This window comes from Amphritea atlantica (assembly GCF_018860855.1).
In the GTDB taxonomy this organism is placed as follows: Bacteria; Pseudomonadota; Gammaproteobacteria; order Pseudomonadales; family Balneatricaceae; genus Amphritea; species Amphritea atlantica_A.
The window spans coordinates 51,732-78,614 of record NZ_JAHKQE010000041.1 but is presented as its reverse complement, the minus strand read 5'-3'; the positions used below and the strand labels follow the sequence as shown (position 1 = coordinate 78,614).

The following is a 26,883-nucleotide window of genomic DNA, read 5'->3' as shown; positions in this document are numbered from 1 at the left end:
AGCATCCCCTCCTAACGTTCCGACAACTGAATTCTGGCGTTATACCAGTTCATAAAGAATGAGGTCATCAAACTCAGAGCTAAGTAGACAGCCATCGTCATGGAAATAACCTCAATAGCCTGCCCCGTCTGATTCAAAGTCGTCCCAGCAAAGACGTTAACCAAGTCGGGATAACCGATGGCGGTCGCCAGTGAGGAGTTCTTAGTCAAATTAAGATACTGGCTGGTCAGTGGAGGGATCACCACTCGCAGTGCTTGAGGGATCACAATCAGACGCAGGGTTTTCGCTTTTGACATACCCAGTGCGGTTGCCGCTTCCGTTTGACCATGAGATACAGCCAGAATACCTGCGCGAACCGTTTCAGCAATAAAGGCAGCCGTATAGATACTCAACGCCAGCCAGAGCGCAATAAGCTCAGGTATAACGGTGATACCACCCTTAAAGTTAAAGCCTTTCAGCTCCGGATGATCAAGCCCCAATGGCATTCCACTAAACAGGAATAGCACCAGAGGCACACCGATAATCAAACCAATGGTGGTCAGAGCTACCGGAAACTGCTGCCCGGTCAGCTCTTGCCGTTTTCTTGCCCAACGGGCAATCAACCAACTGGCTACAATCGCAGCGAAAAAACCGAAGGTAACCCAACCAAAACCTGCTTCAGGCACGGGCGCTGGGAAAATAAAACCTCGGTTATTAATAAATGAGCCGAAAAATTCGATACTTTGACGCGGTTGCGGCAGTGTTCGCAGTACCGCGTAGTACCAGAAGAATATTTGCAGCAGCAGAGGAATATTACGGAAAACTTCGATATATAGCGCAGAAAACTTAGCGACTAACCAGTTATCTGATAACCGCGCCACACCCAGAATAAAGCCAAGAATAGTCGCCGCAATAATACCCAGAACAGCGATCAATATGGTATTTAATAGGCCGACAATAAAGGTCATACCGTAGCTTGACGCTTCAGTATAATCGATAAGACTCATGGCAATACCGAAACCGGCTTCACGGCTTAAGAAGTCGAAGCCTGTCGTAATACCACGTTGTTCAAGATTGGTCAGTGTATTGTCAATTATGGTGTAAAAGACAAAACCCAAGATGGACAGTAACAGCACCTGAAACAGTAACGATCGTTTTTTCGGATCGTTCCAGAATTTTGGCTGACTCACCGGTGGTGCTTTTTGTTTGGCTGAGCCATCAGGCTTGTGACCTGAATTCGAAATGTCTGAGGACATTGTTAACTCCAGAAATCAGTACACAGATCTTTCTGCCCCAGGCAATACGCCTAGGGACAGAAACAAAAACGGCCAACCCTTAGGCCAGCCGTTGATCAGCATGTTTAACGCATTGGTGGAGCGTACTGCAGTCCCCCTTGGTTCCACAACGCGTTCAAGCCGCGATCCAGACCCAGTGGAGAATCTTTACCTACGTTACGCTCATAAGCTTCACCGTAGTTACCTACCTGCTTAACAATCTGGTATGCCCAGTCGTCAGCCAGATCTAGGCCTTTACCTTTAGGTCCGTCGATACCAACCAAACGTTTAACGTTTGGATCAGTGCTTTCAGCCTTCATCTTATCAACATTAGCAGATGTTAAACCTAGCTCTTCAGCGTTTAGCATCGCATTGTGTGTCCACTTGACGATATTAAACCAAGTATCATCACCCTGACGAACAACGGGTCCCAGTGGCTCTTTAGAGATAACCTCTGGCAGCGCGCCAACGCTTGATGGATCTTGCATACGGGTACGCAGGCCTGCCGCTTGCGACAAGTCAGTGGTGAACGAATCACAACGGCCACTATCAAACGCCTGTGCTGCCTGATCATTGGTATCAAAAACCACTGGCGTATATGAAATACCATTAGCACGGAAGTAATCGGCCATATTCAACTCAGTCGTTGTACCGGACTGAACACAAACAGTTGCACCATCCAACTCTTTAACGCTTTTCAAGCCCAGATCTTTCTTCACAAGAAAGCCTTGACCATCGTAGTAGTTAACGCCTGCAAAGTTGATACCTAGCTGTGTATCACGAGTCTGTGTCCAAGTTGTTACACGGGACAATACATCAATTTCACCAGACACTAGCGCGGTAAAACGCTCTTTCGCATTAAGCGGAATGAATTTAACTTTTGTAGCATCGCCCAGTACTGCAGCAGCAACCGCTCGACATAAATCAACGTCCAGACCTTTCCAGTTACCTTTATCATCAGGCACTGAGAAGCCAGGGACACCACTTGTCACACCACACTGAACAGCTCCACGTTCCTTCACTGTTTCTAAAGTACCTGCCGTAGCAGCACCAGTCATTGCGGTCATCAGGATGGCAGCAGAGATCAGGGTTTTCTTCATTGGATGCTTCCTCTCTTTGTAACAAATGAATGAATAATAAAAGTAGCGCCGTGTTGGCAACCTTGCCATACATCTAATCTAAGCAAGTAACATTCCACTTTTTATTCTTATATTCCAAATATTTAACTATAAGTGTAGCAACAGTTCCTCATCTGTACAGGAGATCGCTGCTACCGGCTGTAGTACTCTTTCATCATGTTGAAATAAATCTACAAAATAACTATCAAAAACGCTCGTTTTTTATAACATTTCCAATCAATGCTCTTTTTCCGCACCAAAAAAAACCACCCATGCGGGTGGTTTGTATATTTTTGACCAACTTTAGCGCTTTACTCAGCTGGGTTGATCTCTAACAATTCAACTTCAAAAACCAGTGTTTCATTAGGGCCGATCGCATCACCCATACCACCCGGTCCATATGCCAGTTCAGCTGGCAGCACTAGGCGCGCTTTGCCACCTGCTTTCATCAACTGCAGACCTTCTGTCCAACCGGGTATAACACCATTCAGCGGGAAAGAAACCGGCTCGCCACGGCTATACGAGCTATCAAAATCGGTACCGTCGATTAATGAACCACGGTAGTGCACTTTAACGGTATCTTCCGCTTTTGGACTATCGCCCTCGCCAGCGGTTAACTCTTCATACTGAAGACCAGACTCGGTAGTAACAACCCCATCTTTCTTAGCATTCTCAGCTTGATAGTCTTGACCTTTTTTCAGATTGCCTTCTGATATTTTGGCAAACTGAGCTTGCTGTTCAGCCATTTTAGCCTGTTGGAAAGCCATCATGGTCGCTTCAACCTCTTCAGGTTTCAGCAGCGGCTCATCACCGGAATAAACAGTTTCAACCGCGCGGCGCAGGGCATCGACATCCAACTCTTCAACATCCGCTTTCAGACGCTCTCCCAGCATCAGACCTAAGCTATACCCCAGTTTCTGCTGATCTGTTTCCAGAGTATAAGGCTTCTCTACCTCTGCCACGGCCTGCTCTTTATCAGGGCCACAACCGACCAATACGATACTTGCTACGGCCACGGCCACCAGCGTCTTCTTCATTGTCATTCCTTAAATTCTGGGATCATTTATGTGCTGTTAGTAAGCCATTAAACTGAAAAGTTCAGCCGATTACTACCGCACCTGCGGCTTTATCGCTTAATTGCCGTAAAAGAGCCGGTAAATCCCCTAAATTTTCTGCTGTTTTAGTCGTCACCTTAGCGGCTGCACAGAGATTCAGGTAACTCAGTTGAGTCAAAGCTTCGGCCCCATCCGCTCGCTCGACATCAGGACACAGATCTCGAAGATCATAGAGCAGTCCGATCTCTACCTTTTCGGCACTCAATTCTGCTTTTTTCAAGGCTTCATAGCAGTGCTGCTCGTCCTCTGATTGTTTTGATTGGCGCAGATCAAAACGTAATTTACGCAACGGTTCAAGCATCTTGCCACGCCACTGCCGGACCGACGGATCATCCAGTTCTTGCGGTAATCGCTTACCCTCCCGCGCCAGCCATAAACCAAAGAGCAGATCATTAACACTCAATTGATATTGATTTTGTAATGTTAGGCAAAGATCCGCCACCTCTGGGGTAGAATAGGTCTGTACTGCGTAGTTCCAAAACACATTATTATCTAACATCTGTGATAAAATCCGCCGCCATGATTCAGTTAAACCAGTTAAGCTTACAACGTGGACCCCTGCGCCTGCTAGACAGAGCGCAATTAACGATCCACGCCAATCAGAAAGTGGGCATTGTCGGCGCCAATGGTGTCGGTAAATCCTCGCTTTTCAAACTTATTCTTGGCCAGCTACAGCCTGATGAAGGTGACCTGCAACTGCCCGGTAATCTTACCATTGCCCACATGGCACAAGAAGTTGCCGACAGTGATGGTCGGGCGATTGACTATGTGCTCGATGGCGATCACCGCTTACGGGCGGTGCAGCAAGGGCTGGCCGACGCAGAGCAGTCCGGCAACCATCACCGTATTGGCGAGCTACATGCCCAGCTGGATGCTATCGATGGCTATAGTGCTGAAGCTCGCGCACACCAGCTATTAAATGGCCTGAGTTTCTCGACCGCTGATGCCCAGCGCCCCGTGAATACCTTTTCCGGCGGCTGGCGGATTCGACTCAATCTAGCCCAAGCGCTGATGAGCCACTCCGATATTCTCCTGCTTGATGAGCCCACCAACCACCTCGACCTCGATGCGACAATCTGGTTAGAGCAATGGTTACGTAATTACCAGGGTACACTGCTGCTGATCTCCCATGACCGAGATTTCCTCGATGCGGTCAGCACCCATATCGTGCACATGGCTCAGCAGAAAACGGAACTGTATAAAGGCGGTTACAGCGATTTTGAGAAACGTCGCGCCGAACGGCTCGCCCAGCAACAATCCCAGTTTGAAAAACAACAGGTGAGAATCGCTGAGATTGAGAGTTTTGTTAACCGCTTTAAAGCCAAAGCCACGAAAGCCAAACAGGCCCAAAGCCGAGTGAAAGAGTTAGAACGCATGGAGCTGATCGCCCCAGCACATGTCGACAGCCCATTCAGTTTTACCTTTCAATCATCGGATAAAATATCCTTCCCGTTAATGAGTCTTAACAACGCTCAGCTCGGCTACAGCCAAGCGATTCTGAAGGATGTAAAACTGACCCTGTCTCCAGGCGATCGTATTGGCCTGCTCGGGCCGAATGGCGCGGGTAAATCAACACTGATTAAAACCCTGACCCAAGACCTTCCCTTAATTGATGGCGTCTATCATGCGGGTGAGCATCTAAAAATTGGCTATTTCGCCCAGCATCAGCTTGAAGCGCTGGATCTAGAAGCCTCCCCCGCCCTGCATATTCAGCGTATCTCGCCGAAAGCCAGTGACCAAGAGATTCGAAATTATTTAGGCAGTTTTGATTTTAACGGTGACCGCGCCCTAGAACCGGTAAAACGCTTCTCCGGCGGTGAAAAAGCGCGCGTCGCACTGGCATTGATCGCTTGGCAACGGCCCAACCTGCTACTGCTCGATGAGCCAACCAACCACCTCGACTTAGAAGTTCGTCATGCTCTCACGCTGGCACTACAAAACTTCGACGGCGCCCTAATTCTAGTCTCCCACGATCGTCACTTGCTACGTAATACGGTAGATCAGTTCTGGCTGGTTGCTAATGGCCGTGTATCGCCTTTTGATGGCGATATGGATGATTATCAACAATGGCTGGCGGCGCAACGTCGAACACAAAATCAAACCGTAGAAGAACCAAAAGAGAACCGCTCACTTAGCGCCGCTGAAAAGAAAGAGCAAAAACGACTTGAAGCGGAAAGGCGCAACGCACTTCGGCCCCTACGCAAAGCGATTGATAAGCTTGAAGCGACACTCGACAAGGTGACTCAAGAACTACAGCAGGTAGAAACGTCACTGGCAGATGTCAGCTTGTATGAAGAGGGCAATAAAGAGCAGCTTAAACGTCAGCTACAACAACAGGGCGAGCTACAACAAAAAGCAGATGCGATTGAATCTGAATGGATGGAAAAACTCGAAGAATTAGAGCAGCTAGAAAGCGAAACCTCGCTTTAACGCCCGATAAGAACGCATCAAAAAGCCGTTGATACGCATCATCATTACGCGCATTCAACGGCTTTAAACAAACCAAGATTCAATCAACCTTCTGCAGCCCTAATGGCCACGCATGAAAGTATGCACCAAGGCATCCAACTCATCGGTATTATCTGCAATCAGAGCAACGGCTTTATCAACCTCCGCCCGATTTAACCCTAACTGTTGCAGCAAACTATCGGCAACCTCCTCAATCGGACCGTCAGCCAAACCGCGTCGACGCAATTCTCGGTTGACAATATAGATCAGCTTCGCCTCATGGCTCGCAATACCATCATAGCTAAGGTCATTATGATGACGTACCGCTTCCACCACGACTTCTGGCAACCCCCAATCATCTAACAACCATGCACCAATCTGCTCACGGGTAACATTCATCACTTGCTTTTCAACATACTCCAACGGCATATGAGGATTCGCCTCAATATAACGTGACAGCAGTGCGAAGTGCGGCGGAAACAGATGCGCCAACACCAGATAACCAAAGTTTTGCAGCAACCCAGCCAGATATACCAAACCCGCCTTCGGTCGGCTCTCAGCAGGGATTTTCTTGCAGATCAACTCCGCAGTCGCGGCGACATAAACAGACTGCTGCCAATAAGGCACGCCATCCCGCGGGGTATCATCAGGAATCGTTAGGGTTTTGCCCATCGCCACGCCCAACGCCAAATTGACCACCAGATCAAAACCCAGCACGCGAATCACCGCGTCTTCCACCGAATGAACTTCACCCGGCGCAGCATAGTAAGGAGATGCTGCCCAGCTCATCACCTGAGATGCCAACGAAGCATCACTGCACACCAACGGCACTAAATCATCAATACCCGCAATCGGATCAGAGCGCAGCTCAAGCAAACGTTTCATCGTCATCGGCAAGGGCGGCAAGCCGAGGGTATCTTCCAAGCGCTGCTGTATTCGCAACGTGGTAAAACGCTCAACCGCTCGTGTAATCACCTGCTCATCGCTACCGGCCGGCTGATACTGCTCAATCGTATGAGGTGTCAGCCCCAACGAGCAGTGGGACAGATGATCCCTAAACCACTCTTTATGTGCCTCAAAAGAGAGTCCGGTATATGCCTCAACTACATTGAAGTGTTCATACCCCTCAATCGAGCTATCAATGAAAACCGGCAGCTGAAATAGCTGTTCTTGGCCGTGCTCAATGCTTAAAGCTGTTTGACTAAAAAATTTAGTGGCATCCGAGCCTCTCACCGGTTGCAAATGCCGCCCCGAATGTTTCCAGATGCTAACCAAATTCAACAACATATTGGCCGGCAACAAGACCAGTGCTTTACCTTCATGGTCATTTAAGAGCACCATTCTAATGGTTTTAGCATCATCATCCGCGCTAGAAATAGATTTTACCGCTATGGACAAAGTGAATCTCCTAGTTGCTAGTGAGTCCTTAACTTAAGGGTATCGGCCTCAAACGCCTCATCTTTAACCAATGTTAGTATAAGGCCGTCAACAATTAGCCAACACAACTACACTACTCATTCCGAGCCGCCCCTGAAGAGACGCTTAGCCTCTGTTTATTCGCCGTTAACACCCTCAGATGCGCACTCCCCAGCCGATATACATTTCAATATAGACAGCGATAAAACGATGAACGAACTTTCAGCATAAATTTATGCTCGATAAACCGGCTTTATTCAAAAACCTGCGCCAATATCTGCTTTAATAACAACTCATATTATCTTCAACTATCCGCGATAGGCGCTTCAGGAATTGAATTATGCGAACACCTTATCTCTCTATTATTTTCGCCACACTCGCCTTCGTTTCATCATTAACCTATGCGGTTAATGAAGACCTAGCACCGGAATCAGCCACAGGCACGCTCCAGCAAAAAGTTATTACAGCACAGCAGCAGATGGTGGTTACGGCTCACCCACTCGCCACTCAGGCAGGCTATAACGTCTTACAACAAGGGGGGAGTGCCGTCGACGCCGCGGTAGCGGTTCAGGCGATGCTCACACTGGTAGAGCCGCAATCTTCCGGCATCGGCGGCGGTGCCTTTATGCTCTATTGGGATAACAGTACTCAACGCTTAACCGCCTTTGATGGCCGAGAAACAGCCCCAGCCTCCGCCGATGAAAACCTTTTTTTAACCGAAGAGGGAACGCCGATGAACTGGTGGGATGCGATGGTTGGCGGTCGCTCGGTGGGCACACCAGGCGTGCTCGCGATGCTCGAATTTAGCCACAAGCAGTATGGTAAGAAACCTTGGACTTCGTTATTTAGTGAAGCAATTAAAACCTCTGAATCAGGCTTCAGTGTCGGTGCCAGACTCCATCAACTATTGGCTTCAAAAATCAATCCGGGGCTGGGACGTTATCCCGAAGCTCGTGATTATTTCTTTACGCCCGAAGGAGAACCGCTACCTGAAGGATACCGACGGACCAACCCAGCACTCGCGCACTCACTGCAACAGATTGCACAACAGGGCGCTACTGCTTTTTATCAGGGGGAACTCAGCCAGAAAATTGTCGCCGCCGTGAAGCAAGCCACCGATAACCCCGGCAGGCTGCAACTGAGTGATCTACAAAACTATCGCCCGGTCGCACGGCAAGCGATCTGCCGACCCTTTCGGCAATATCGCGTTTGCGGTTTTCCTCCACCAACCTCCGGCGGTGTGACGACCCTACAAATAATTAAACTCATGGAATTGGCGGAGTCACAGCCACAACAACCGGACAGCGTAGCCTTTTATCATCTGCTAACTCAAGCGAGTCGACTGGCCTATGCCGATCGCGCCCGTTATCTAGCCGACAGCGACTTTATCGATGTACCGGTTGATGCCCTGCTAGACGAAGCCTATTTGCAACAGCGTAGCCAACTGATCAGCCCACTGAAAGATATGGGCCAAGCCAGCCCCGGTGAGTTGCCAAAAATCATCAGCCAGGCCGACGACCGCTCCCCTGAGCTCCCCTCCACCAGCCACTTTGTCATTGTCGATAAATGGGGCAATGCCGTATCGATCACCAGCAGTATCGAAATGGCCTTCGGCTCAACCCTGATGGCCGGTGGCTTCTTACTCAATAATCAACTCACCGACTTTTCCTTTATTGCCGAGAAAGATGGCAAACCGGTCGCCAACCGAGTGCAAGCCAATAAACGCCCGCGCAGTTCGATGTCCCCCATGATGGTGTTTGATCAGGATAACCAATTGGTTGCGGCGCTGGGCTCCCCCGGTGGCAGCCGTATCATCAGCTATGTTGCAAAAAACCTGTACCTTAAACTCAGCACAGACCTCAGCCTACAAGAGGCCTTCAATAGCCCTCATGTGGTTAACCGCAACGGCGTGACTGAACTGGAAGCGGGCACCTTTGCAGAAACACTCGCGGCCCCCTTACAAGCTCTGGGGCACCAAACCAAAGTCAAAGACCAAAACAGCGGCCTACATGGCTTTTTCCGGCAGCCTGATGGCTCATGGAGAAGCGCCGTCGATCCCCGCCGAGAGGGCACGGCGATGGGCGATTAATACCGCACACGGTTACGTCAGATTCTTTTCAACTAATCACTCGACCTAACACACACAAAAACACCGCGATCAACGCGGTGTTTTATTGGCCAATATCACTCAAGGCCGAGTATTTAGTCGACCTGTGCAGCGCTCAAATCGCTAACCGTCGCCGCTTCAGCAACCGCTTCCTTTTCGCCCAGTTCCTCTGGCAAAAGCAAACTTAGAATAATCGCTGCCATACCGCCGGTCGTAATCGGCGAACCAAATACGCTTTGCACCATCTTCGGCAGTTGATCCAGCAGACCTGGCGTCATGCTAACACCTAGCCCCATACCAAATGCCACAGCCATAATCAGAAGCTTACGGCGATCGAGGTGTTCCGATGCAATAATCTTGATCCCAGCAGCAGCCACTGTACCAAACATCACCAAGGTCGCACCGCCCAAAACGGGCTTAGGGATCTGCTGTAAGATACCGCCAATCATCGGAAACAATCCGAGCAACAACAAAATAGCGCCGATATACAACGCGATATGCTTACTGGCAACGCCGGTTAATTGAATCACACCGTTGTTCTGACTAAAGGTAGTGTTAGGAAAGGTGTTAAACACCGCCGCCAACAGAGAGTTAAAACCATCGGCAAACACGCCACCGCGAACACGAGCGATATACTCATCCCCTTTAATCGGCTGTTTAGACACCATACAGTTAGCCGTGATGTCACCTGTAGATTCAATGGCGGTAATCATATAGATCAACGCAATCGGTAAGAAAGCGCTCCAATCAAACGAGAAACCATATTTAAACGGCACTGGAATACTGATAACGGGCAAACTACTCAGGTTGGCAAAACTGATTTTGCCCATAAATCCGGCAATGACCATCCCGATCACTAGCCCTAACACGATCGATGACAGACGAATCCAGCTATTGCTAGAACGGTTTAGGGCAATAATACTGATCAGAACAATACCGCCCAGCATTAGATTGGCAGGATCGCCAAAGTCTTTCGCTTTAAAGCCACCCGCTAAGTCGGTCATGCCTACTTTAATCAGGCTGGCACCGATAATCGTAATCACAATACCGGTAACTAACGGGGTAATAATACGCTTGAGCTTATGAATAAACTGGCTCAGGAAAATCTCAATAAAAGCACCGAGCAAACACACGCCAAAAATAAGGGAGAGAATCTCTTCTGGACCACCGCCCTGCCCTTTGGCAATAAAACCTGCTGCGAGCACCGAGCTTAGAAAGGCAAAGCTGGTCCCCTGCACGCAGATCATCCCTGCGCCCATGCCTAATGGACGCCGGGCCTGAATAATTGTCCCCACACCGGATACCATCAACGCCATGCTAATCAGATAGGGCACATGCTCACCTAATCCAAGCACACCACCGATAATCAGTGTTGGCGTGATAATACCAATAAAACTGGCCAGCACATGCTGCAACGCAGCGAAACCTGATTCTAAAACACCGGGCTTAGCGTCCAGTGCATAGATCAAATCATTTGAGTTATGTATAGACATAAGACCTCCTTATGCGTTGCGGGACATGCCGCCCGCAACAATCCAATGAACGATCAGAAATGCCATTTCAGCAGTAATGACGCGTTACGCTCATCGATAGTGCTACCGTATTTATTGTTCCAATAGGCATACTCAATACCGACATAAAGAGGCGATTTCAGCCCCATATTTTTTCCGGCATTCCATTTTATCTGCGGCGTGAAGTTCATCTCAGATTCGTTAGTATCGCTGCTCGTGCTCCAGTCAAGGAAGCCATCAATCAGAAACTCTTGACTGCCCGCTTCGATAGGGTATGCCCAGGTCAGCGTCAGCTGCTCATCGTTATCCGCAAACTCGTTATTAGCCTTGTACACACTAGCGGTGAAATAACGGAACCCAGGAATATCGAGGTCAACACTCACACCGTAGAGATGATTATCAAAGCCATCGCCCGCCTCCCAAGTACCCGCCAAGTAGACATCCTTAACGAGGCCAAAAGAGAGATCGCTACCGGAGGCATAACCCAAGCTCAAACGGGGAGAGAACTCACCATAGAAACTACTATCGCCATCTTCAGGCATGGTGCGGTCAATAAATAGGAAGGTGTCGCCCCAGTTATGGCCGGTAGCATTTTCCAGTGTTACCACATCCATATTACCGGTGGGGGTGAACTTATAATCATCACCTTTCAAGTAACTCAGGCTGGTATTGGTCCAAAGCATCTCGGCGGACGCTGGAGTAGCGATAAAAGCACTTGCGGTTAGAGCGGCCAATGCGAGTTTACGTTTCATAGTGATCATCATCCCATTCTTTCATTATTTAATTATCAGGCTGTCTTACAGAGCCCTTTACTCTACTTGAGCAAAAAGCTGGCCAAGTGGTCAGAAAAATTAAAAGACAGGATAGATAGTGTTTTAAAACAGCGTGTTAAATAGGATAAATTTTATTAAAACGATTGTTTACGAGAAAAAACCTCTGCCTCATTACAAGGCACCCCCTTCAACCTATCTTCAAAAACGATTACTTTTAGTGCAAAAGTTAACACAATAATTAACCGTTATTGTATACAACTAGTCATGATCTCGCGGATAACCCTAGATCATCAAATAGTCCTGCACTTAACGTTAGAGCTTTAAACGAATGATCTTCAGACAAGGATCGACCGCCGCAGGCCATAACAACATCGTTGCTCTTTGACGATGACCCGAAGGGTGAGGAGCGTATTGAGTATCAAACCTGCTTGTCTATGAGTGTTCTCCGCTACAGTAAATACCAGAAAGAGGAAAGCGCTCTACTTCTGACCGATTTCGCCTATGGATTCAGAGGAACGTCACATCACTGATTTGTAATGATTGATTTCGATCACCCCTTGGAGTCCATCTATTGCTTGTTATCGGCGCCTTTAGCACGCCTTCACTTAAACTCCTTAACCTACTGATTTAGTACTCATTTTCCTCACTGACTCTAATAAACAATAAAGCTGGTTATTTTTTGAGCTTGACAACTCAACTACTTTTAACAATACTTTAAATATATTCTAAATATATTTAAGAAATATAGTGTGACTACCATGACATATACAGAGAACCTTCCATCCGAATTTAAGAACCAACTATCTTGCTTTGGCCTCTTTGATGTCATTGTCGTCGGCGGTGGACCTGCAGGTATTGCAGCAGCAGTAACTGCCAGCGAATGCGGCCGTAGTGTACTCCTGATCGAACGACTCGGTTTTTGTGGTGGTGCTGCTGTGGCAGGACTGTCCGGCACTATCTGCGGCCTGTATATGACCGTTGAAGACCCTCAAAAAAGGACACCGGAGCAAATCATATTTGGCTTTGCCGAACGATTTCGTGACGCACTATATCGTGAAGGTGGACTGACTGAACCACAGGTCTACGGCAACACATGGGTGGCCACCCATGACTGCGCAAAATACAAAAAAGTAGCCACGAATATGCTCCGTGCAGCCAACATCACCGTGCTATACCACACCCAGATGATTGATGTGATAGCGGAAGACGATGAACTGAAAGGAATGGTTTTGCATACCAAATCAGGCTTTACATCCGTCTATGCCAAGAAAGTAATCGATGCCAGTGGCGATGCTGATGTTGTTTACAAAATGGGCCTGAAGACCAGCAAGGGCAATAACGGCGTTATCCAGAATCCAACCATGATGTTCAAAGTTGGCAACGTACATATGGAGAAGTATCTGGCTTATTGGGGTGAGAACACGATATCCCCACCTAAAGTCGTCAGCATGTTAGAAGCTCATGATGATTTATTGCGTAAGAAAGTCTGGTTATTCCCGACAGTGAATCCAGGCGAACTACTGGTTAATGCAACTAAAATCACCGGTTTTGATAAACGCGCACTGGACGTTACCGACCCTGTTGATCATACCGAAGCTGAACAGTTCTCTATCTATCAGGCAGAAGCTTTCTTTAACTTTATGAAAGCAAACGTGCCCGGCTGTGAAGATAGCTACTTCATTGACTACGCCACTGAAGTAGGTGTTCGTCAAACTCGTACGATCGATGGTATGGCAACACTTAAAAATGATGATGTTATCAACAAGCGAAAGTTTAACGACGGCATTGTCAAAACATCATGGCCGATCGAGTTGCACTACGGTGCCAAGCCGAAAACCGAATGGTTGGTTAATGACTACTACGAAGTTCCGTTTCACACCCTAGTACCTAAAGTCGGTAAGAACATCATTGTCGCAGGTCGCTGCTTGAGTAGTGAGCACGAAGCCTTAGCCAGCTGTCGTGTAACCGCGCAGTGCTTCGAATACGGCAGAGCGGCAGCGCTGGCAGCAGATATTGCTATCAGCGAAGAAAAACCTTTTCAGATGATTGAAGGGACACACATCGCACAGCTGATGAAAAACAACTAATAACGCTTTCGGCCATTAATCATTGGCTGACTTCTAAACCTTAGATAATAAATATTACAGGTAACTCCATGAATATAAAAACTAAAGAGATTCCTAAGGATACAGAAATAACAGATACACCCGTGAAAACCGTTGAAACAAATCACAGGATGCAGGTTATCAGTCTGTTGATAATTGCTTCTGTGGCCATCCCCATCATTGCCTTCCCGGAAGCGGCAAAGGTAAATATAAACGTGGTCTTCAAGTGGATGACCAATACCTTTGATTTTGCTTTTCTAAGTATAGGTCTTGCCGCCCTTATTTTCCTGCTTTCTTTAGCTTTCTCTCGTCATGGAAGCATCAAACTAAGTGCCGATAAAGATGCGGCTCCGGAGTTTTCCAAAGGCGCTTGGGGGGCGATGGTATTTCTTGCAGGCATAGCCTCGGGTCTTGTTCTATGGGGTGGCACTGAATGGGGTTATCACTATGCATGGACGCCATTCGGACTGGAAGCAAAGTCTCTGGAAATGTACACAGTGGCTCAAGGCTATGGCATCTTCCACTGGGGGCCGACTGCATGGGCGCTTTACTGTGTACCCACCATCGCAATCTCTTACATTTACTATGTTCGGAAGAAGCACATCTACAAAGTCAGTGAGTCATGCCGTGGTGCATTGGGTAATCTGGTCGATGGTCCGTTAGGCACGATCATTAACTATACGTTTATTTTTGGTGTGCTGGGTGCTGCAGCAACCTCTCTGGGACTGGGTACACCAATGATAAGTGGCGCTCTAGCTGAAGTACTCGGTGTCAGTAGCGGTATCTATATGGATATGACCGTTATCCTGGTTTGTACTGCAATATTCTCTGTCAGCAGTGGTTTAGGGCTGTCTCAGGGTATTAAGCGTCTAAGTACATTTTCTACGCTATTAACACTGGCAATTGTTGCTTATATTCTTGTTGTCGGACCAACCAAATTCATTATCGGTCTCGGCATGGACTCCCTAGGTTATGCGCTTGAAAACTACATCAAGATGAGTACCTGGACAGATAGCGTAAACAAGAGTGGTTTCCCACAGGCGTGGACCGTTTTCTATTGGGCATGGTGGGTTGCTTATGCACCGTTCATGGGGATGTTTGTAACGCGAATTTCCCGTGGCCGTACGATTCGTGAAGTAATTACCGGCATGCTGACCTATGGTTCTCTCGGTTGCGCCTTATTCTATATGGTACTGGGCGGCTACGGTATTAACTTGCAGATGACCGACGTTTTACAGGTATCAGAACTTGTGAATAGCGAAGGCGTTGCCACTGCGATTATTGAGATATTCAAAACCTTGCCTGCCAGTGGTCTGATATTGCTCTGCGTTGCGGCATCAGGAATCGTTCTACTAGCAACAACTTTCGACTCTGCGGCCTATGTTATGGCCTGCACTACAACAAAAGAGTTGGATGAAGGTCAGGAACCGGAGCGCTCAAATCGTCTGTTCTGGTGTTTTGCCATCGCTATCCTGCCGCTGACCCTGATGTTCCTAGGTGGTTTGAAGAGCATGCAAACCGCTTCTGTACTTGTGGGTCTGCCGGTGATGGCCATTTTGGTACTGATGATGATCACTACTATCAAATACATCAATGAGGATAACGCTTAAATGACTCAACCTATTGTGAAGAAAATCGATCTTTTCGCAATAGGCCCTGATGGAAAGAAGGTCAGCTGGTCTTCTTTCCTAGGGCCGATGTGTGAAGCGATGATTGTCACCCGCATCACCTTTGATAATGGTCTGCAAGGCATTGCTGGCCTGACCACCTATACCGAGCATGAATTCGATCAAACCGCCTTTCACAGCGCAGCCTTAATGGCACCCTTTCTATTGGGCAAGAGGCTCTATGACATCCCTCAGATTTCTGCTGATATGGCTAGCAGATATGTTCCGCTGAAGCACCTTTCTATGTCGTTATTCGATATCGCTCTACACGATGCCAAGGCAAAATCACTGAACCTGCCAATCTATCAGATGCTCGGAGCCGCACAGGATAAAGTTCGGGCATATGCGTCCAGCCCGTTACTCGAGACTATCGAAGACTATGTCGAATATTGTCACCGCATGCTCGATCAGGGCTTTAATGCGATTAAGATTCACCCGCGCTGTATATTTGCAGAAGATGTGGTGTTGGTGAAAACCTTACAGACCGAATTTGCGGATAAAAATATCGGCTGGAGCCTTGATGTAGACTCCAATTACTCCTATCAGCAAGCCTTACAAATGGGCCGTCTTCTGGATCAGTACAAGTGGGATTTTTTCGAAGAACCCCTATCCGATTCCAACTTGGACGGTTATCAACAGCTGGCAAGTGCACTGGATATCGACGTGGTCAGTGGGGGCAACTCATTACCAAATCTGAACCTGATCAAATACGGTTTACAGAACCATTGCTGGGACCGCAGCCGTTTCGATGTCACTAGTATTGGCGGCTATACCGGTGCTACTCAAGTGATGGGGGTTACCCGTGCTCAAGGCCTTAATGCTGAAGTACAATCTTGGGGCTATACCCTAACTCAAGCAGCTAATCTGCATCTTATGCTGGCGTACGATAACTGTGAGTACTTTGAACAAGCAGCGCCCTATGAAAAGTATGAAGTAGGCGCAAAGCAAGTGTTCCGACCGGACAACGAGGGTTATATTCACCCAACCGATTTGCCCGGTTTAGGAATAGAACTGGACTGGGATCAACTTGAGCCTTTCGTTTATCAACACCGACAGTTTACAATCTAAGAGGCGACCATGAGCGTAAAAATAGAAGCCATTGAAGTATACTGCCTGCAAGACCCACAAGCAGATTTTGTTCGCTTTGAGGGAAGCTATCAAAACGTACTAGTCGTGGTCCGCGGAGACAACGGTCTGTACGGTATAGGTGAAAGTGACTCACCACCTCAGATCATCAAAGCGCTGATTGAATCAGCACCATATAATCACCTATCCAGCGGCCTCTCCAGCGTACTGGAAGGTGAAACCTTGGATGACCCCCGCCGTCTATGGCACAAAATGTACCAGAGCACTAACTGGCATGGCCGACACGGTATCGCAATCCATGCTATCAGCGCTCTGGATATTGCCCTCTGGGACCTGTTTGCACGTACCGAGCAACGCCCACTGTACGACTACTTTGGTGGAATGAAGCATCAGCAGATCCCGACTTACGCTACCATCTATCCAATGGCGGAAGAACGTGAAGCATTCCGGCAGCAAGTTATCCCGTACCTAGAACAGGGCTTTAAGCGAATAAAAATATGTGTTGAACCCTGGTGGGCTGACAAGGAAAAAACCATCCAGAACCTATACGACTTGCGGGCATTGGTCGGTAGTGAAACACACTTAATGCTGGATGTTGCGATGGAGTTTACACAACTATCCCAGTTAGAACCATTTATCGAGACTCTGCAAAAATTAAACTTTAAGTGGATTGAAGCACCCTTCGATCTAGATAATTTGCATGATCACCGGCAACTCCGATCCTTGACACAGATTCCCGTCGGGGTAGGTGATCTTGGCTTTACCACCTGCAAAGAATTTCTGCCGTATATTGAGGCAAATGCATTTGATATAGCACAACCGGATATCACCATGTTTGGTGGCGTCAGCGAGACGATAAAACTGCAACAACTGTTAATGCATAGCGGCAAGCGTATTATTCCCCATGCCTACAATACTGATTTGACCATCGGCGTAAATGCTCACTTTCTGTGCGCCCAGCAGGCAATTGAACCTTTAGAATACTCTACTAGTCCTTCGACTCTACGCCAGAAACTAATAACAAATCCTATCAGAGTCAAAGAAAACGGTATGATTTCAATAGAAAAAGATCAATACGGGCTCGGATTAGAGTTGAATTGGGATATAATCCGCGAATGCACAATTCCATAGAGAAAAAAACCAAAGCCGAAATTGCCGCCGAAAAACTTGAAGCGGCAATTGTCGATTGCAGGATCGCCCCAGGCGCTGTGATGACTGAAACGGAAGTCAGCGAGTATCTGGACATTGGCCGCACGCCGGTACGTGAAGCACTGATGAAACTTGCCAACGAAAACTTAGTTCGCCTGTCACGCGCCGGAGTGGTGATTCCTGAGTTAAATCCGCTAACAATGCTGAAGTTGCTAGAACCTCGCGCCCTGATTGAACAGCTGTGTATTGAAAAAGCAGTAGAACGGATCACCGTTGAAGATAAAGTTCAGATCAATATCATTATCGATGCACTACAAGGGCTGTCAAACGAAGACCGCAAGGGGTTTATGGCCGTCCTTCAGCAGATCCACGACATTCTCGCCCAATCATCCAAAAATGAGTTTATTCTTGCATCGATCAAAACTACCCAGGGGCTTTCGCGCCGTTTTTGGTGCTACTACGCCACCGACAAAGATCAGAACTATTGTATTAAACTCTATATAAGACAGATGCAAGCACTCCTTAATCAGGATGAGAAAGAAGCTCTAGGTGCATCAGCTGAGTTAGTCAAGTATTTGCAAGACTTCACTAAAGCACAGTTAGAACCTTTCAAATGAAGAAGCTGGTTCCTGTGATTAAGCGATATCGATAATCAAAGCCATTCGACCGCATAATCGTCAGCATTTGTTCGCTTTTTAATCATCTGCACACCGTTTTCGGACATTCAGACGGAAATACCGATCGATGGCGACGCTCTAGGTAAGCGTTCCATATCGAATTATAGGGGTTTACAGCACTACGTATTTTAATGTGCCTAACGATCAGAACTGTCGTTGCTGAAAAATTGTCTTCGCACGGTGCTGTTACCAGTTCCGCACGTACGAGTAGGAAACGGTTGGTGAAACAATCCGTTTCGTCAGGTAAACATACCCTGCGAAACAGTAATACATGCGACTTTCAGATCGCACAGCCAAAGAGCTATTGATTACCTTTTTTAACCTGATGCATCTCTGGTCACGCCACCCGCTTTATTTTTGGTTGAGCTGGGCGTCTCGATGATAGTGGCATCCATCAGGATACCCTCTTTGATCAGCACGCTAACTTCAGTCAGCCAGTTGCTTACTTCAGAAAAGACCTTTCTGGTAATGAGGCTCGATCACCGACTCCAGCCTCAGCCAAGGAATCAGCAATTCCATACGCTCCCGAAAGGTGTTCGATGGCGTTTAAAATTGAATCCACTGCCGGAGAAAATGAACGGCTGATCCATCAAACCCACCTCAAGTCATGAGGGTTAATATTATCTCATGCTGTGGACTTAATCACAGGATCCCTTGCGAACAGGGTTATCCACAGAATTTAGGGGCAATTAAATAATGATGTTTGCACCAGCTGTACAACAAAGAGTGAAAAATACTTTAAAGCAGAGTACAAAAAACTAATGCTGGAGGGGAATAACAAAAAATGGAGTAATGTAAATTGCAGCAAAGAATAGGAGACAGTGAGAAGGAGTTTGATCCCAGCCAGAACCCAAAAAAAGCCCTGCATTTGACTGCAAGGCTTAAAAGTATAAATGGTGCCCGGACTTGGAGCGATGGCCGCAGGCCATAACAACATCGTCGCTCTTTGACGATGACCCGAAGGGTGAGGAGCGTAGCGACGAATAATCGTGTGATCTAGTGACTGTATTGGCATATATAAGCGGGATTAACCGGGAAGAGACGGGAAATAGCGGGACGCCCATGAGCTGGGGGATTGAGGAAGATATCGCCGTTTGATTAAGCCCGTTAGACATTACGCGCTTAGCGATTTGAATAAGCGCGTTATCAAGAATTAGGCGCTGTTTTTGTCACCACGGACAAAAACAGCGCTAATCGCAACACTTCACTGCTAAATATCCTTTCCTATCCAGACTACCTTTCCAATCACCTCTAAGTCATTTAGCTGCCATGGACTCAGCGTCTCTGGGTGGTAGGCGGTATTATCACTTATCAGCATGATATCGCGATTTAGTAATGTCTGAACCCGTTTGACAACCAAGTGCGAATTAACACGAATAACATAGATAGCGCCGTCACTCAGCTCACGCTGGCCGGTATCAATCATCAGCGTATTATTATCGCTAATGGTTGGCTCCATACTATCTCCGCGAGCGAAAACCAATACCAGGTTCTTTTCGTTTAGCCCTTTGAATCTTAGCCACTTATGACGGAACGCTAAGCGGCGCGATGGAGCCTCATTGCTAGGAAACGCACCACTACCGGCCGCAACTTCTACGTTATAGCCAGGAATTAGCGCAAACTCATTAGCTAGCTCCGCCTGGGAACTAATCAACGATGCTAAATCCTTTATATGCTGTTCTTCAAACTCATATTTTGACACCCAGCTAGCAATCATTTGTCTCCAGTGCCTATCAATACCAACCCCGGCACTAGATAAAGCCTCATCAACAATGGGCATCGCCTCTTCAATACTGTCCATTCCCTGCTTTACGCGCTCTTCTCTTTGCGTATCAACGCTAGAATCGCCAGCTATCGATCTAACTGCCAACTCATTTGGCTGATTATCATCCGCTAACATAGAAACTTCACGCCCCGCCAACCAGGCGACAGAAACACCGGCAGCATCGGCCAAAGCGAGTAGCTTCGACAAATTCGGCTCAGACTCTCCCTGCCTCCACTTTCGGACAACAGACTCAGAAACGCCCGCCATTCGTGCGAGTGCAGCACCGCCTCCGGCCTTGTCACACAGCACGTTCATACGATCAGGAAACGAGTCACACTTGTTTTCCTGTGAGTGTGACCCATGTTGTGCTTCGTTTTTATGCATTTAAATATAACCTAACCTTTTAATATTTAAGAAACTTTAAAGCAAGCCGCATATTCAGACGATTATTTGCAAGCGTGACCGCATAAATGTGTTGATTTATCGTATATTCGTGCGTTATATTTAATGCAGACATAACGCATCGCACGAATAGGCGAAAATATCACAAAATAGGGGCAAAAAAATGAGCAACAACGCTACTCATCTAAAGCAAGACTGGCACCCAGCTGACATCAAAGCGGCCATTGAGAAAAAAGGCACGACTTTGGCAGAACTTGCTCGTCAGCACGGCTATAACCGTCCTACATCTTTCTATAACGCGCTCAAAATTCGATACCCGAAAGTAGAGCGCATCATCGCCGCTTTTCTTGAAGTCGAGCCAGAAGAGATATGGCCCTCTCGTTATGAAAAGAAGCAGATTGATTTTAAAACAAATCTGACCCACCCGCACTCGCGTCGTGTTGCTTGATGCCATTTAAACCACCTTTTCAATCAATGTATACAGCGTATCGCTCAGATTGAATAAGGAATAGAGGCAGAAAACCTTTTTATTTGGATGGTTAGTTAGTCGAGGTGGCACAAATGGCCCGTAAAGATTGGAAACACTTAAGAGCGCGAAGCATACCGCACGCGATGGAGCTATGCGTCGAGTACGCCCGTAGCAAGCAAAACCGCAGTGTGGAGCATCTAGCCGAACTGATGGGCGAAGCAAGTCATAACACGCTCTATAAATGGCTCGCGACCGGACGCATGCCCGCGATCAAAGTACGTGCTTTTGAAATGGCCTGCGGTATCGATTACGTGTCGCAGTATCTAGCTCATAGCGCCAATAAATTAATCGTTGAAATGCCGACAGGTCGAAAAGCTGAACACCGTCAGCTCAATGAACTTAGCTCATATAGCAATAAAGTTATCGCAATGCTCATCGATTTTTATGAAGACAGAAGCGAGCAAGAAGAAGTCTTAGACGCTATCACCGTACTGATCGAAGACTTAGCCCATCAGCGCGGCAATATTGAGAGATACCAGCAGCCTGAGCTGCTGTAAGGGTTTAATTATGAAACAGTGGTTTACAGCTAAGGAAATAGCCGAACATAAATTACCCGGCATCCCCGAGACAAAAAGCGGAGTCATACGCTTTGCTAAGTCTAAAAACTGGGAATCCCAAACGTCAATCGGTATTGGTGGTGAGTCCAATGAATACCATATTAGCAACCTTCCTACCGAGGCCCGTAACGCATTAGAAGCCCAACAGATACAAGGCATGCTACCTCGGTTGCACGAATCGACAGCCGCGATAGTCAAGCCAGCATCAACACTCCAAGCAGATACGGATTTAACCCATCGGCAGCGCAGCACCGCAGACGCCCGAGGCACCGTTATCAATGCAGTGAGCGCCATGTGCGAGAACGGCGTAACAAAAGAAGCCGCAATCACGACTTTATTGACACAAGCGCGTACTGGGCAGTTAGAAATACTCAATCCAGTGTTAGACGCAGCTTTACGTCTCGCAAAAGACCCGCGCGGCCGATCATCAGAGGCATACCCTAGCGCCCGCAGCATTAAACGCTGGTTTGCTAAAGATGTTAAAGCGCTAGCCCCAAAATCAAAACAGGAATTAAAAATCCCGACCTGGGCCAATGCCTTCCTGTTATGTTGGCAGCGTCCTGAAAAGCCGAGCGTTGAACATGCTTATCGGCAGTTTGTTAGCCAATACGAAGGGCAAGATCAACTGCCCAGCATTCATGCCGTGCGCCGTTTCATCAAAAAGATGGGCAGCGTCTCTCGGCAGAAAGGCCGAATGGGTGCCCGCGAATTAAAGAACATCCTCCCATTTGTTCGCCGTGACTTTAGCCAGCTGCTACCCGCTGACATCTACAGCGCCGACGGCCACACCCATGACGGAGAAGTACAGCATCCATTACATGGTCGGCCATTTCGCCCTGAGATCACCACCTTTATCGACATAGCAACACGCCGAGTAGTCGGCGTCTCGGTTGACCTAGCCGAAAGCAGTATCGCGGTACTTGATGCCCTCATCAGCTCATGCACCCAGGCGGTGCCCGCGTTGATCTATGTCGATAACGGTGGCGGCTATGCCAATGCGATGTTGAAAGATACTGCGACCGGCGTGTTAGCGCGCTTGGGCAGCACAATGACCCATTCACTGCCATATAGCTCACAGGCCCGAGGCGTCATTGAACGAGTTCACCAAACGTTATGGGTTGATGCCGCAAAATCGATGATCGGCTTTGTAGGCAAAGATATGGACCCAGAAGCCCGGCACGATCAATTCAAGCTCAGCCGCGCGGCAATAAAGCAGGATGGCGCGATGCCCCTGATGGGTTGGGAATCTTTTATGGCCTTCGTTAATGAACGCATCAACTGGTACAACGCTCGCCCTCACAGCAGCCTACCAAAGATCACCGACACCAGCGGTAAGCGCCGCCATATAACTCCGGATGAACTTTGGCAACAACACCAAGCAAACGGCTGGTCGCCCATGTTGCTCAGCAGTGATGAAGCCGCTCAAGTTTTCCGTCCTCGCACCAGCCGCACGGTAAACCGAGGCGAGATTAAGTTCATGAACAACATCTATTTCAGCCATGACTTAACCGAGTGGCACCGCGAGCAAGTACATATCGCCTACGACATTAACGATCCCGACGCCATCTGGGTGTATGAGCCAGAAACGGGAACGCTAATTTGCAAAGCCGAATGGAACGCCAACAAGGTCGATTACATGCCTAAGAGCGTAATGGACAACGCCCGCGAACAGCGCGCAATGGGCCGTAAACGACGCTTAGAAGTAAAACTGAATGAGGTTGAAGCGGAGCTGCGCGGTCGCCCAGCGCTCGAGCAAGAAGACCCTACTTACATCCCAGGCATTGGCGCTATCACCCCCGATTTGCTTAGCAATCGGATGAAACCCATCGCCGAAGAACCAGAGCCAATAACCACATCAGACCGCTCACCCGCAGAGATGACAACGCAAGAACGCATCGCCTTATATCAAGCTTACCAACAGGGGCTACCGGTACCAGAGGCACATCAATTTTGGTTTAAGAAATATAGCAGCAGCAAAGAATTTACCGCCTGGGCACGGCGAGAAGAAGAAATGGGACCAGAGGCTCGCACCCTCTGATCCCGGTGCCCATTCAAACACGCTAAAGGAGCAATATAAGCATGACAAGCATCAATCCACACGTCAACGGCGGCATCGCCAATATAGCCAACATCGGTCTGTGTGATGTGGCGTTAGAAAAAGCCATTGAACGCACCAGCAGCCTGCCCGGCATGGTGTGCCTTTACGGGCCATCAGGCTTCGGTAAATCAGTCGCCGCTACCTACGTCGCTAATCGTCGCCGCGCCTATTACGTCCAAGCCAAGAGCGTCTGGACGAAAAAGCATACCCTCGCCGCCATCCTCGCGGAAATGGGAATCAGGCCATTAGCAACAATCCCTGAAATGCTGGATCAGGCGGCGCAAGAACTCGCCATGAGCGGCCGCCCGTTGATTGTCGATGAGATGGATCATCTAGTCGATAAGAACGCGGTCGAACTAATCCGCGACCTATACGAAGCCAGCCAATCCCCCATCTTGCTGATCGGTGAAGAGCAACTGCCGAGCAAACTGAAACGCTGGGAACGCTTTCACGGCCGAGTGCTCAGCTGGGTGCCCGCACAACCCGTCACCCTCGCCGATGCCCGCAAGCTCGTGCCGTTATACGCCGGTGAAGTGCAAATCGAAGATGACCTACTCGAACACCTCGTTGAATTATCCGGCGGCAGTGTACGCCGGGTAGCGGTTAATCTCGAAATGATCCAAGACACCGCCCTCACCAGCGGCTGGGAATCGGTTGACCGCGCAGTCTGGGGCAAAACCGCGCTTTACACCGGCGAAGCTCCAAAGCGGCGACTATAAGGAGAACAGCATAATGACAGCCACTGCAGTAATCGAACGCGAAGGCCACCGCAAGCCCGCTCAACTAGAAATGATTGGCGGTAAATGTGCCCGTCAACGCATCTGGGAACAATTGCGTATTCAACGTGATGGGTTTCAGGTGCTGCCGATCGCACAGCACGCCAATGCCGAGATCGCCACGGTGCAAACCTATCTTCTGTGCTTAAAGGCTGGCGGCTACGTTGAAACCGTATCACGGGGTCATCTCAAAAAAGCGGTCTATCGATTGGTAAAAGATGACGGCTTAGAAGCCCCTCGGCTCACTCGCAACGGCGAACCAGTGAAGCAAGGACGGGTATCAGAGGCGATGTGGCGAACCCTGCGCATTCTCGACGTATTGGACGCCCGACAGATAGAAAATCACGTATCGGCTAGCGGGCTAGATGTGAAGTTGGCCTATGTAAAAACTTACCTGTCGATGCTTAAGAAAGCCGGTTATCTGCAAGTTGTACAAAAGGGTACACCGCACCGCTTAGAGCGTGTCCGTCTTAAAGCAGCCATGAATACCGGCCCACGGGCGCCCCAAGTGCAGCGCGTTAAAACAGTGTACGACCCGAACATTAACAAAGTGATGTTCGCCGAAGATCCGGAGGAACTTCAATGAATAACGTATCCGCGTGGGGTGATAACCCTCCCGAATTTATCCGCGTGCTAGCCCAACTGGTACGTGAAACCGGCAGCAAAAAAGCAGCCGCCGCCTGTATCGGTATCGATCGGGCCTCGGTCAGCACCCTGCTAGCGAATAAATATCCAGCCAATATCCGCCGGATGGAACAAAAAATAATGGCTTACCGCACCGCCGTTGAGTGCCCAATTTTAGGCACGATCGATAGCGGCGAATGCCAAAAACAGCGCCAAATGCCGTTTATCAGTAGCAACCCGCAGCGCATTGCACTCTATCGCGCCTGCAGAAGCTGCCCACGCAATCCAGAAAGTCAGGAGAACAGCCATGACTAACGCTCAGGTTGATTTACAAAATGCCTTTATTAAAGAACGGCTGGCCAAGGTGAACTTGGCGGTCAATACGTTGGCGGCTCTCGGGCTGACGGTTTGCTCGGTCAATATTGAAGCTACATCACCGCAAATAAAAGTGCGCACCGGCCGCGCTTGCGAGCAGCTTGAAAGCGCCATTACCCGTTATTACAGCGACGGAGGGAGCCGCCGCACCGAACGCGTCGCCTTTGTCGCCGATTGCCAAGTCCGTTGGGAGGAATATGCATGAACTATTTGATTATTAATCTGCCGATGACGCAGCAAGCACAGCAGCTGATCTTCTGGGGAGCTCGTAGCCACTTCGACACCCCAGACCCGCATAAAGCGATGGTGATCAATGAGGAATACGTGAACATCAACCTAGAGCGTTACGACAACGGTTCGACCACTCGCGCAGTGTCACAAAACGACGCGATTAACCGCCCTAACGAAATATTTAATGCGCTAGGCATCCCTAAATCAAACGCAGGAGAAGCGGCATGAGTAACCCTGAACAGCGCCACATTCCGGATGGCTACCTTGAAGATCAAGCGGGCCGGTTAGTGCCGGTGGCTAAAGTAAAACAGATAGATCTCACCCGTAATGAGTTGGTGAATAAGCTCGTTATTCGGGCGAAAGAGACCCAAACCCTACTGGCTAAATTCAAGCTAGATGCACTGGATGAACTCAACGCCTTTGTTGACCTTAGCGCGATGGAGTACGACATCGCTCTAGGGGGCAAAAAAGGCAATGTAACGCTCACCACCTATGACGGTCGCTATAAGGTCCAGCGCTCAATTGCGGATCATCTGCTGTTTGACGAGCGGCTGCAGGTCGCTAAAGAGCTGATTGATGATTGTATTCATCGTTGGGCTAAAGATTCTGCCGCCGAGATCCGAGTGCTTGTTGATCACGCCTTTCAGGTGGATAAAGAGGGCAAGATCAGCACCGGTCGTGTGCTAGGTCTGCGCCGCTTGGATATCAAAGATCGCGAATGGCTCAAAGCGATGGAAGCGATCGCCGACAGTATTCAAATTACCGGCAGCAAAACCTATATCCGCTTATATGAACGCATCGGCCAAAGCGATAGCTGGAAGCCGATTCCACTCGATATAGCCGCACTTTAGGAGACCGTTATGGGTATTCAAGTAGATCGATCTGACGCAGAGATATTCGACCTAGCGAATTGGGCAGAAGAACGCGTCATGCACGGTGAAACCGATCACGACGACGGCACCTATGAAGAAGGCGTCCGCGATGCCGTCCGCTGGTTACTCGGTGAAACAGACACCCGGCCTGATGAATAAAGCGAAACGCCTCACCGAGGCGTCTATCCAGCGTAGCGGCTGGGTACTGATGAGCAGCTAACAACTAAAG

Annotated in this window: 25 protein-coding genes, 1 other RNA gene and 1 pseudogene; 18 read left to right on the top strand and 9 right to left on the bottom strand. The window is 48.6% G+C overall.

All coding sequences use genetic code 11. The features are described from left to right. Positions 1-11 precede the first annotated feature (11 nt). The 4 genes from KO512_RS16780 to KO512_RS16765 all read right to left on the bottom strand — a co-directional run bounded on the left by KO512_RS16780 (position 12) and on the right by KO512_RS16765 (position 3,985). Positions 12-1,235, bottom strand: a complete 1,224-nt coding sequence (locus KO512_RS16780; RefSeq protein WP_215953501.1) for an amino acid ABC transporter permease — start codon at positions 1,233-1,235, stop codon at positions 12-14. A 104-nt stretch (positions 1,236-1,339) separates the two neighbouring features. Then, complete coding sequence (locus KO512_RS16775; protein WP_215953500.1) at positions 1,340-2,353, bottom strand: amino acid ABC transporter substrate-binding protein; 1,014 nt, start codon at positions 2,351-2,353, stop codon at positions 1,340-1,342. 329 nt (positions 2,354-2,682) lie between these two features. Then, entirely contained in the window at positions 2,683-3,408 is a 726-nt protein-coding gene (locus KO512_RS16770) for an FKBP-type peptidyl-prolyl cis-trans isomerase (RefSeq protein WP_215953499.1), read from the bottom strand. A gap of 61 nt (positions 3,409-3,469) precedes the next feature. Beyond that, on the bottom strand, positions 3,470-3,985 hold the full coding sequence (locus KO512_RS16765) for a TIGR02444 family protein (protein WP_215953498.1): 516 nt from the start codon (positions 3,983-3,985) through the stop codon (positions 3,470-3,472). A gap of 20 nt (positions 3,986-4,005) precedes the next feature. On the opposite strand from KO512_RS16765, the gene KO512_RS16760 reads away from it, so the two are divergent. After that, positions 4,006-5,916, top strand: a complete 1,911-nt coding sequence (locus tag KO512_RS16760) for an ATP-binding cassette domain-containing protein (RefSeq protein ID WP_215953497.1) — start codon at positions 4,006-4,008, stop codon at positions 5,914-5,916. A 99-nt stretch (positions 5,917-6,015) separates the two neighbouring features. On the opposite strand, the gene KO512_RS16755 is transcribed toward KO512_RS16760, so the two are convergent. After that, a complete protein-coding gene (locus KO512_RS16755) occupies positions 6,016-7,332 on the bottom strand; it encodes an HDOD domain-containing protein (protein ID WP_215953496.1) in 1,317 nt (438 codons plus the stop codon). A gap of 358 nt (positions 7,333-7,690) precedes the next feature. Here KO512_RS16755 and ggt point away from each other — a divergent pair, with 358 nt between their 5' ends. Next, complete coding sequence (ggt, locus tag KO512_RS16750) at positions 7,691-9,439, top strand: gamma-glutamyltransferase (RefSeq protein WP_215953495.1); 1,749 nt, start codon at positions 7,691-7,693, stop codon at positions 9,437-9,439. A 113-nt stretch (positions 9,440-9,552) separates the two neighbouring features. On the opposite strand, the gene KO512_RS16745 is transcribed toward ggt, so the two are convergent. Both KO512_RS16745 and KO512_RS16740 read right to left on the bottom strand, forming a co-directional pair. Then, entirely contained in the window at positions 9,553-10,950 is a 1,398-nt protein-coding gene (locus tag KO512_RS16745) for a uracil-xanthine permease family protein (protein ID WP_215953494.1), read from the bottom strand. A 53-nt stretch (positions 10,951-11,003) separates the two neighbouring features. Beyond that, entirely contained in the window at positions 11,004-11,720 is a 717-nt protein-coding gene (locus tag KO512_RS16740) for an outer membrane protein OmpK (protein ID WP_215953493.1), read from the bottom strand. 779 nt (positions 11,721-12,499) lie between these two features. On the opposite strand from KO512_RS16740, the gene KO512_RS16735 reads away from it, so the two are divergent. The 5 genes from KO512_RS16735 (at position 12,500) to KO512_RS16715 (ending at position 18,365) form a co-directional block, all read left to right on the top strand. After that, on the top strand, positions 12,500-13,828 hold the full coding sequence (locus KO512_RS16735) for an FAD-dependent oxidoreductase (RefSeq protein WP_215953492.1): 1,329 nt from the start codon (positions 12,500-12,502) through the stop codon (positions 13,826-13,828). A 167-nt stretch (positions 13,829-13,995) separates the two neighbouring features. Then, positions 13,996-15,456 carry a BCCT family transporter gene (locus KO512_RS16730; RefSeq protein ID WP_215953491.1) on the top strand — a complete coding sequence of 487 codons (1,461 nt, stop codon included), beginning with the start codon at positions 13,996-13,998 and terminating at the stop codon, positions 15,454-15,456. After that, complete coding sequence (locus KO512_RS16725; RefSeq protein ID WP_215953490.1) at positions 15,457-16,581, top strand: enolase C-terminal domain-like protein; 1,125 nt, start codon at positions 15,457-15,459, stop codon at positions 16,579-16,581. It begins immediately after the preceding gene. Positions 16,582-16,590: 9 nt separating this feature from the next. Next, positions 16,591-17,730 (top strand): mandelate racemase/muconate lactonizing enzyme family protein, encoded by a 1,140-nt coding sequence (locus KO512_RS16720; RefSeq protein ID WP_215953489.1) that lies wholly within the window; start codon positions 16,591-16,593, stop codon positions 17,728-17,730. Next, positions 17,715-18,365 carry a GntR family transcriptional regulator gene (locus tag KO512_RS16715; protein ID WP_215953488.1) on the top strand — a complete coding sequence of 217 codons (651 nt, stop codon included), beginning with the start codon at positions 17,715-17,717 and terminating at the stop codon, positions 18,363-18,365. The genes KO512_RS16720 and KO512_RS16715 overlap by 16 nt, the downstream gene beginning before the upstream one ends. A gap of 364 nt (positions 18,366-18,729) precedes the next feature. On the opposite strand, the pseudogene KO512_RS20635 reads toward KO512_RS16715, so the two are convergent. After that, positions 18,730-18,889, bottom strand: a pseudogene (locus tag KO512_RS20635) (IS5/IS1182 family transposase); the annotation flags it as partial. Between the two features lie 746 nt (positions 18,890-19,635). After that, positions 19,636-20,574: an XRE family transcriptional regulator gene (locus KO512_RS16710; protein WP_215953487.1), complete on the bottom strand. Its 939-nt coding sequence runs from the start codon at positions 20,572-20,574 to the stop codon at positions 19,636-19,638. Between the two features lie 181 nt (positions 20,575-20,755). On the opposite strand from KO512_RS16710, the gene KO512_RS16705 reads away from it, so the two are divergent. From KO512_RS16705 to KO512_RS16655, 11 genes are all read left to right on the top strand, one after another. Continuing rightward, on the top strand, positions 20,756-21,040 hold the full coding sequence (locus KO512_RS16705) for a helix-turn-helix domain-containing protein (protein WP_215953486.1): 285 nt from the start codon (positions 20,756-20,758) through the stop codon (positions 21,038-21,040). A 113-nt stretch (positions 21,041-21,153) separates the two neighbouring features. Next, complete coding sequence (locus KO512_RS16700; protein ID WP_215953485.1) at positions 21,154-21,618, top strand: hypothetical protein; 465 nt, start codon at positions 21,154-21,156, stop codon at positions 21,616-21,618. Positions 21,619-21,628: 10 nt separating this feature from the next. Further along, on the top strand, positions 21,629-23,716 hold the full coding sequence (locus KO512_RS16695) for a Mu transposase C-terminal domain-containing protein (protein ID WP_215953484.1): 2,088 nt from the start codon (positions 21,629-21,631) through the stop codon (positions 23,714-23,716). 41 nt (positions 23,717-23,757) lie between these two features. Next, a complete protein-coding gene (locus KO512_RS16690; protein ID WP_215953483.1) occupies positions 23,758-24,495 on the top strand; it encodes an AAA family ATPase in 738 nt (245 codons plus the stop codon). A 13-nt stretch (positions 24,496-24,508) separates the two neighbouring features. Further along, positions 24,509-25,138 carry a hypothetical protein gene (locus KO512_RS16685; protein ID WP_215953482.1) on the top strand — a complete coding sequence of 210 codons (630 nt, stop codon included), beginning with the start codon at positions 24,509-24,511 and terminating at the stop codon, positions 25,136-25,138. Then, entirely contained in the window at positions 25,135-25,491 is a 357-nt protein-coding gene (locus KO512_RS16680; protein WP_215953481.1) for a hypothetical protein, read from the top strand. Before KO512_RS16685 ends, KO512_RS16680 begins: the two co-directional genes overlap by 4 nt. Continuing rightward, positions 25,484-25,756: a hypothetical protein gene (locus KO512_RS16675; protein WP_215953480.1), complete on the top strand. Its 273-nt coding sequence runs from the start codon at positions 25,484-25,486 to the stop codon at positions 25,754-25,756. The genes KO512_RS16680 and KO512_RS16675 overlap by 8 nt, the downstream gene beginning before the upstream one ends. Beyond that, positions 25,753-26,010: a hypothetical protein gene (locus tag KO512_RS16670; protein WP_215953479.1), complete on the top strand. Its 258-nt coding sequence runs from the start codon at positions 25,753-25,755 to the stop codon at positions 26,008-26,010. The genes KO512_RS16675 and KO512_RS16670 overlap by 4 nt, the downstream gene beginning before the upstream one ends. Continuing rightward, the gene (locus KO512_RS16665) at positions 26,007-26,633 is read left to right on the top strand and encodes a DUF3164 family protein (protein WP_215953478.1); all 627 of its coding nucleotides are present in this window, start codon (positions 26,007-26,009) and stop codon (positions 26,631-26,633) included. The genes KO512_RS16670 and KO512_RS16665 overlap by 4 nt, the downstream gene beginning before the upstream one ends. A gap of 9 nt (positions 26,634-26,642) precedes the next feature. Next, entirely contained in the window at positions 26,643-26,813 is a 171-nt protein-coding gene (locus KO512_RS16660) for a hypothetical protein (protein WP_215953477.1), read from the top strand. Continuing rightward, an RNA gene (locus tag KO512_RS16655) (hammerhead ribozyme type II) lies at positions 26,813-26,876 on the top strand. The genes KO512_RS16660 and KO512_RS16655 overlap by 1 nt, the downstream gene beginning before the upstream one ends. Positions 26,877-26,883: the final 7 nt, after the last annotated feature.

Bases quoted from the DNA above. Each gene is read 5' to 3' on its own strand.
- KO512_RS16765 (WP_215953498.1), bottom strand. From the start codon at position 3,985: ATGTTAGATAATAATGTGTTTTGGAACTACGCAGTACAGACCTATTCT.
- KO512_RS16680 (WP_215953481.1), top strand. From the start codon at position 25,135: ATGAATAACGTATCCGCGTGGGGTGATAACCCTCCCGAATTTATCCGC.
- KO512_RS16665 (WP_215953478.1), top strand. From the start codon at position 26,007: ATGAGTAACCCTGAACAGCGCCACATTCCGGATGGCTACCTTGAAGAT.
- KO512_RS16710 (WP_215953487.1), bottom strand. From the start codon at position 20,574: ATGCATAAAAACGAAGCACAACATGGGTCACACTCACAGGAAAACAAG.
- KO512_RS16685 (WP_215953482.1), top strand. From the start codon at position 24,509: ATGACAGCCACTGCAGTAATCGAACGCGAAGGCCACCGCAAGCCCGCT.
- ggt (WP_215953495.1), top strand. From the start codon at position 7,691: ATGCGAACACCTTATCTCTCTATTATTTTCGCCACACTCGCCTTCGTT.
- KO512_RS16775 (WP_215953500.1), bottom strand. From the start codon at position 2,353: ATGAAGAAAACCCTGATCTCTGCTGCCATCCTGATGACCGCAATGACT.
- KO512_RS16770 (WP_215953499.1), bottom strand. From the start codon at position 3,408: ATGAAGAAGACGCTGGTGGCCGTGGCCGTAGCAAGTATCGTATTGGTC.
- KO512_RS16740 (WP_215953493.1), bottom strand. From the start codon at position 11,720: ATGAAACGTAAACTCGCATTGGCCGCTCTAACCGCAAGTGCTTTTATC.
- KO512_RS16670 (WP_215953479.1), top strand. From the start codon at position 25,753: ATGAACTATTTGATTATTAATCTGCCGATGACGCAGCAAGCACAGCAG.
- KO512_RS16760 (WP_215953497.1), top strand. From the start codon at position 4,006: ATGATTCAGTTAAACCAGTTAAGCTTACAACGTGGACCCCTGCGCCTG.
- KO512_RS16725 (WP_215953490.1), top strand. From the start codon at position 15,457: ATGACTCAACCTATTGTGAAGAAAATCGATCTTTTCGCAATAGGCCCT.
- KO512_RS16715 (WP_215953488.1), top strand. From the start codon at position 17,715: ATGCACAATTCCATAGAGAAAAAAACCAAAGCCGAAATTGCCGCCGAA.
- KO512_RS16660 (WP_215953477.1), top strand. From the start codon at position 26,643: ATGGGTATTCAAGTAGATCGATCTGACGCAGAGATATTCGACCTAGCG.
- KO512_RS16690 (WP_215953483.1), top strand. From the start codon at position 23,758: ATGACAAGCATCAATCCACACGTCAACGGCGGCATCGCCAATATAGCC.
- KO512_RS16720 (WP_215953489.1), top strand. From the start codon at position 16,591: ATGAGCGTAAAAATAGAAGCCATTGAAGTATACTGCCTGCAAGACCCA.
- KO512_RS16675 (WP_215953480.1), top strand. From the start codon at position 25,484: ATGACTAACGCTCAGGTTGATTTACAAAATGCCTTTATTAAAGAACGG.
- KO512_RS16745 (WP_215953494.1), bottom strand. From the start codon at position 10,950: ATGTCTATACATAACTCAAATGATTTGATCTATGCACTGGACGCTAAG.
- KO512_RS16700 (WP_215953485.1), top strand. From the start codon at position 21,154: ATGGCCCGTAAAGATTGGAAACACTTAAGAGCGCGAAGCATACCGCAC.
- KO512_RS16695 (WP_215953484.1), top strand. From the start codon at position 21,629: ATGAAACAGTGGTTTACAGCTAAGGAAATAGCCGAACATAAATTACCC.
- KO512_RS16705 (WP_215953486.1), top strand. From the start codon at position 20,756: ATGAGCAACAACGCTACTCATCTAAAGCAAGACTGGCACCCAGCTGAC.
- KO512_RS16780 (WP_215953501.1), bottom strand. From the start codon at position 1,235: ATGTCCTCAGACATTTCGAATTCAGGTCACAAGCCTGATGGCTCAGCC.
- KO512_RS16735 (WP_215953492.1), top strand. From the start codon at position 12,500: ATGACATATACAGAGAACCTTCCATCCGAATTTAAGAACCAACTATCT.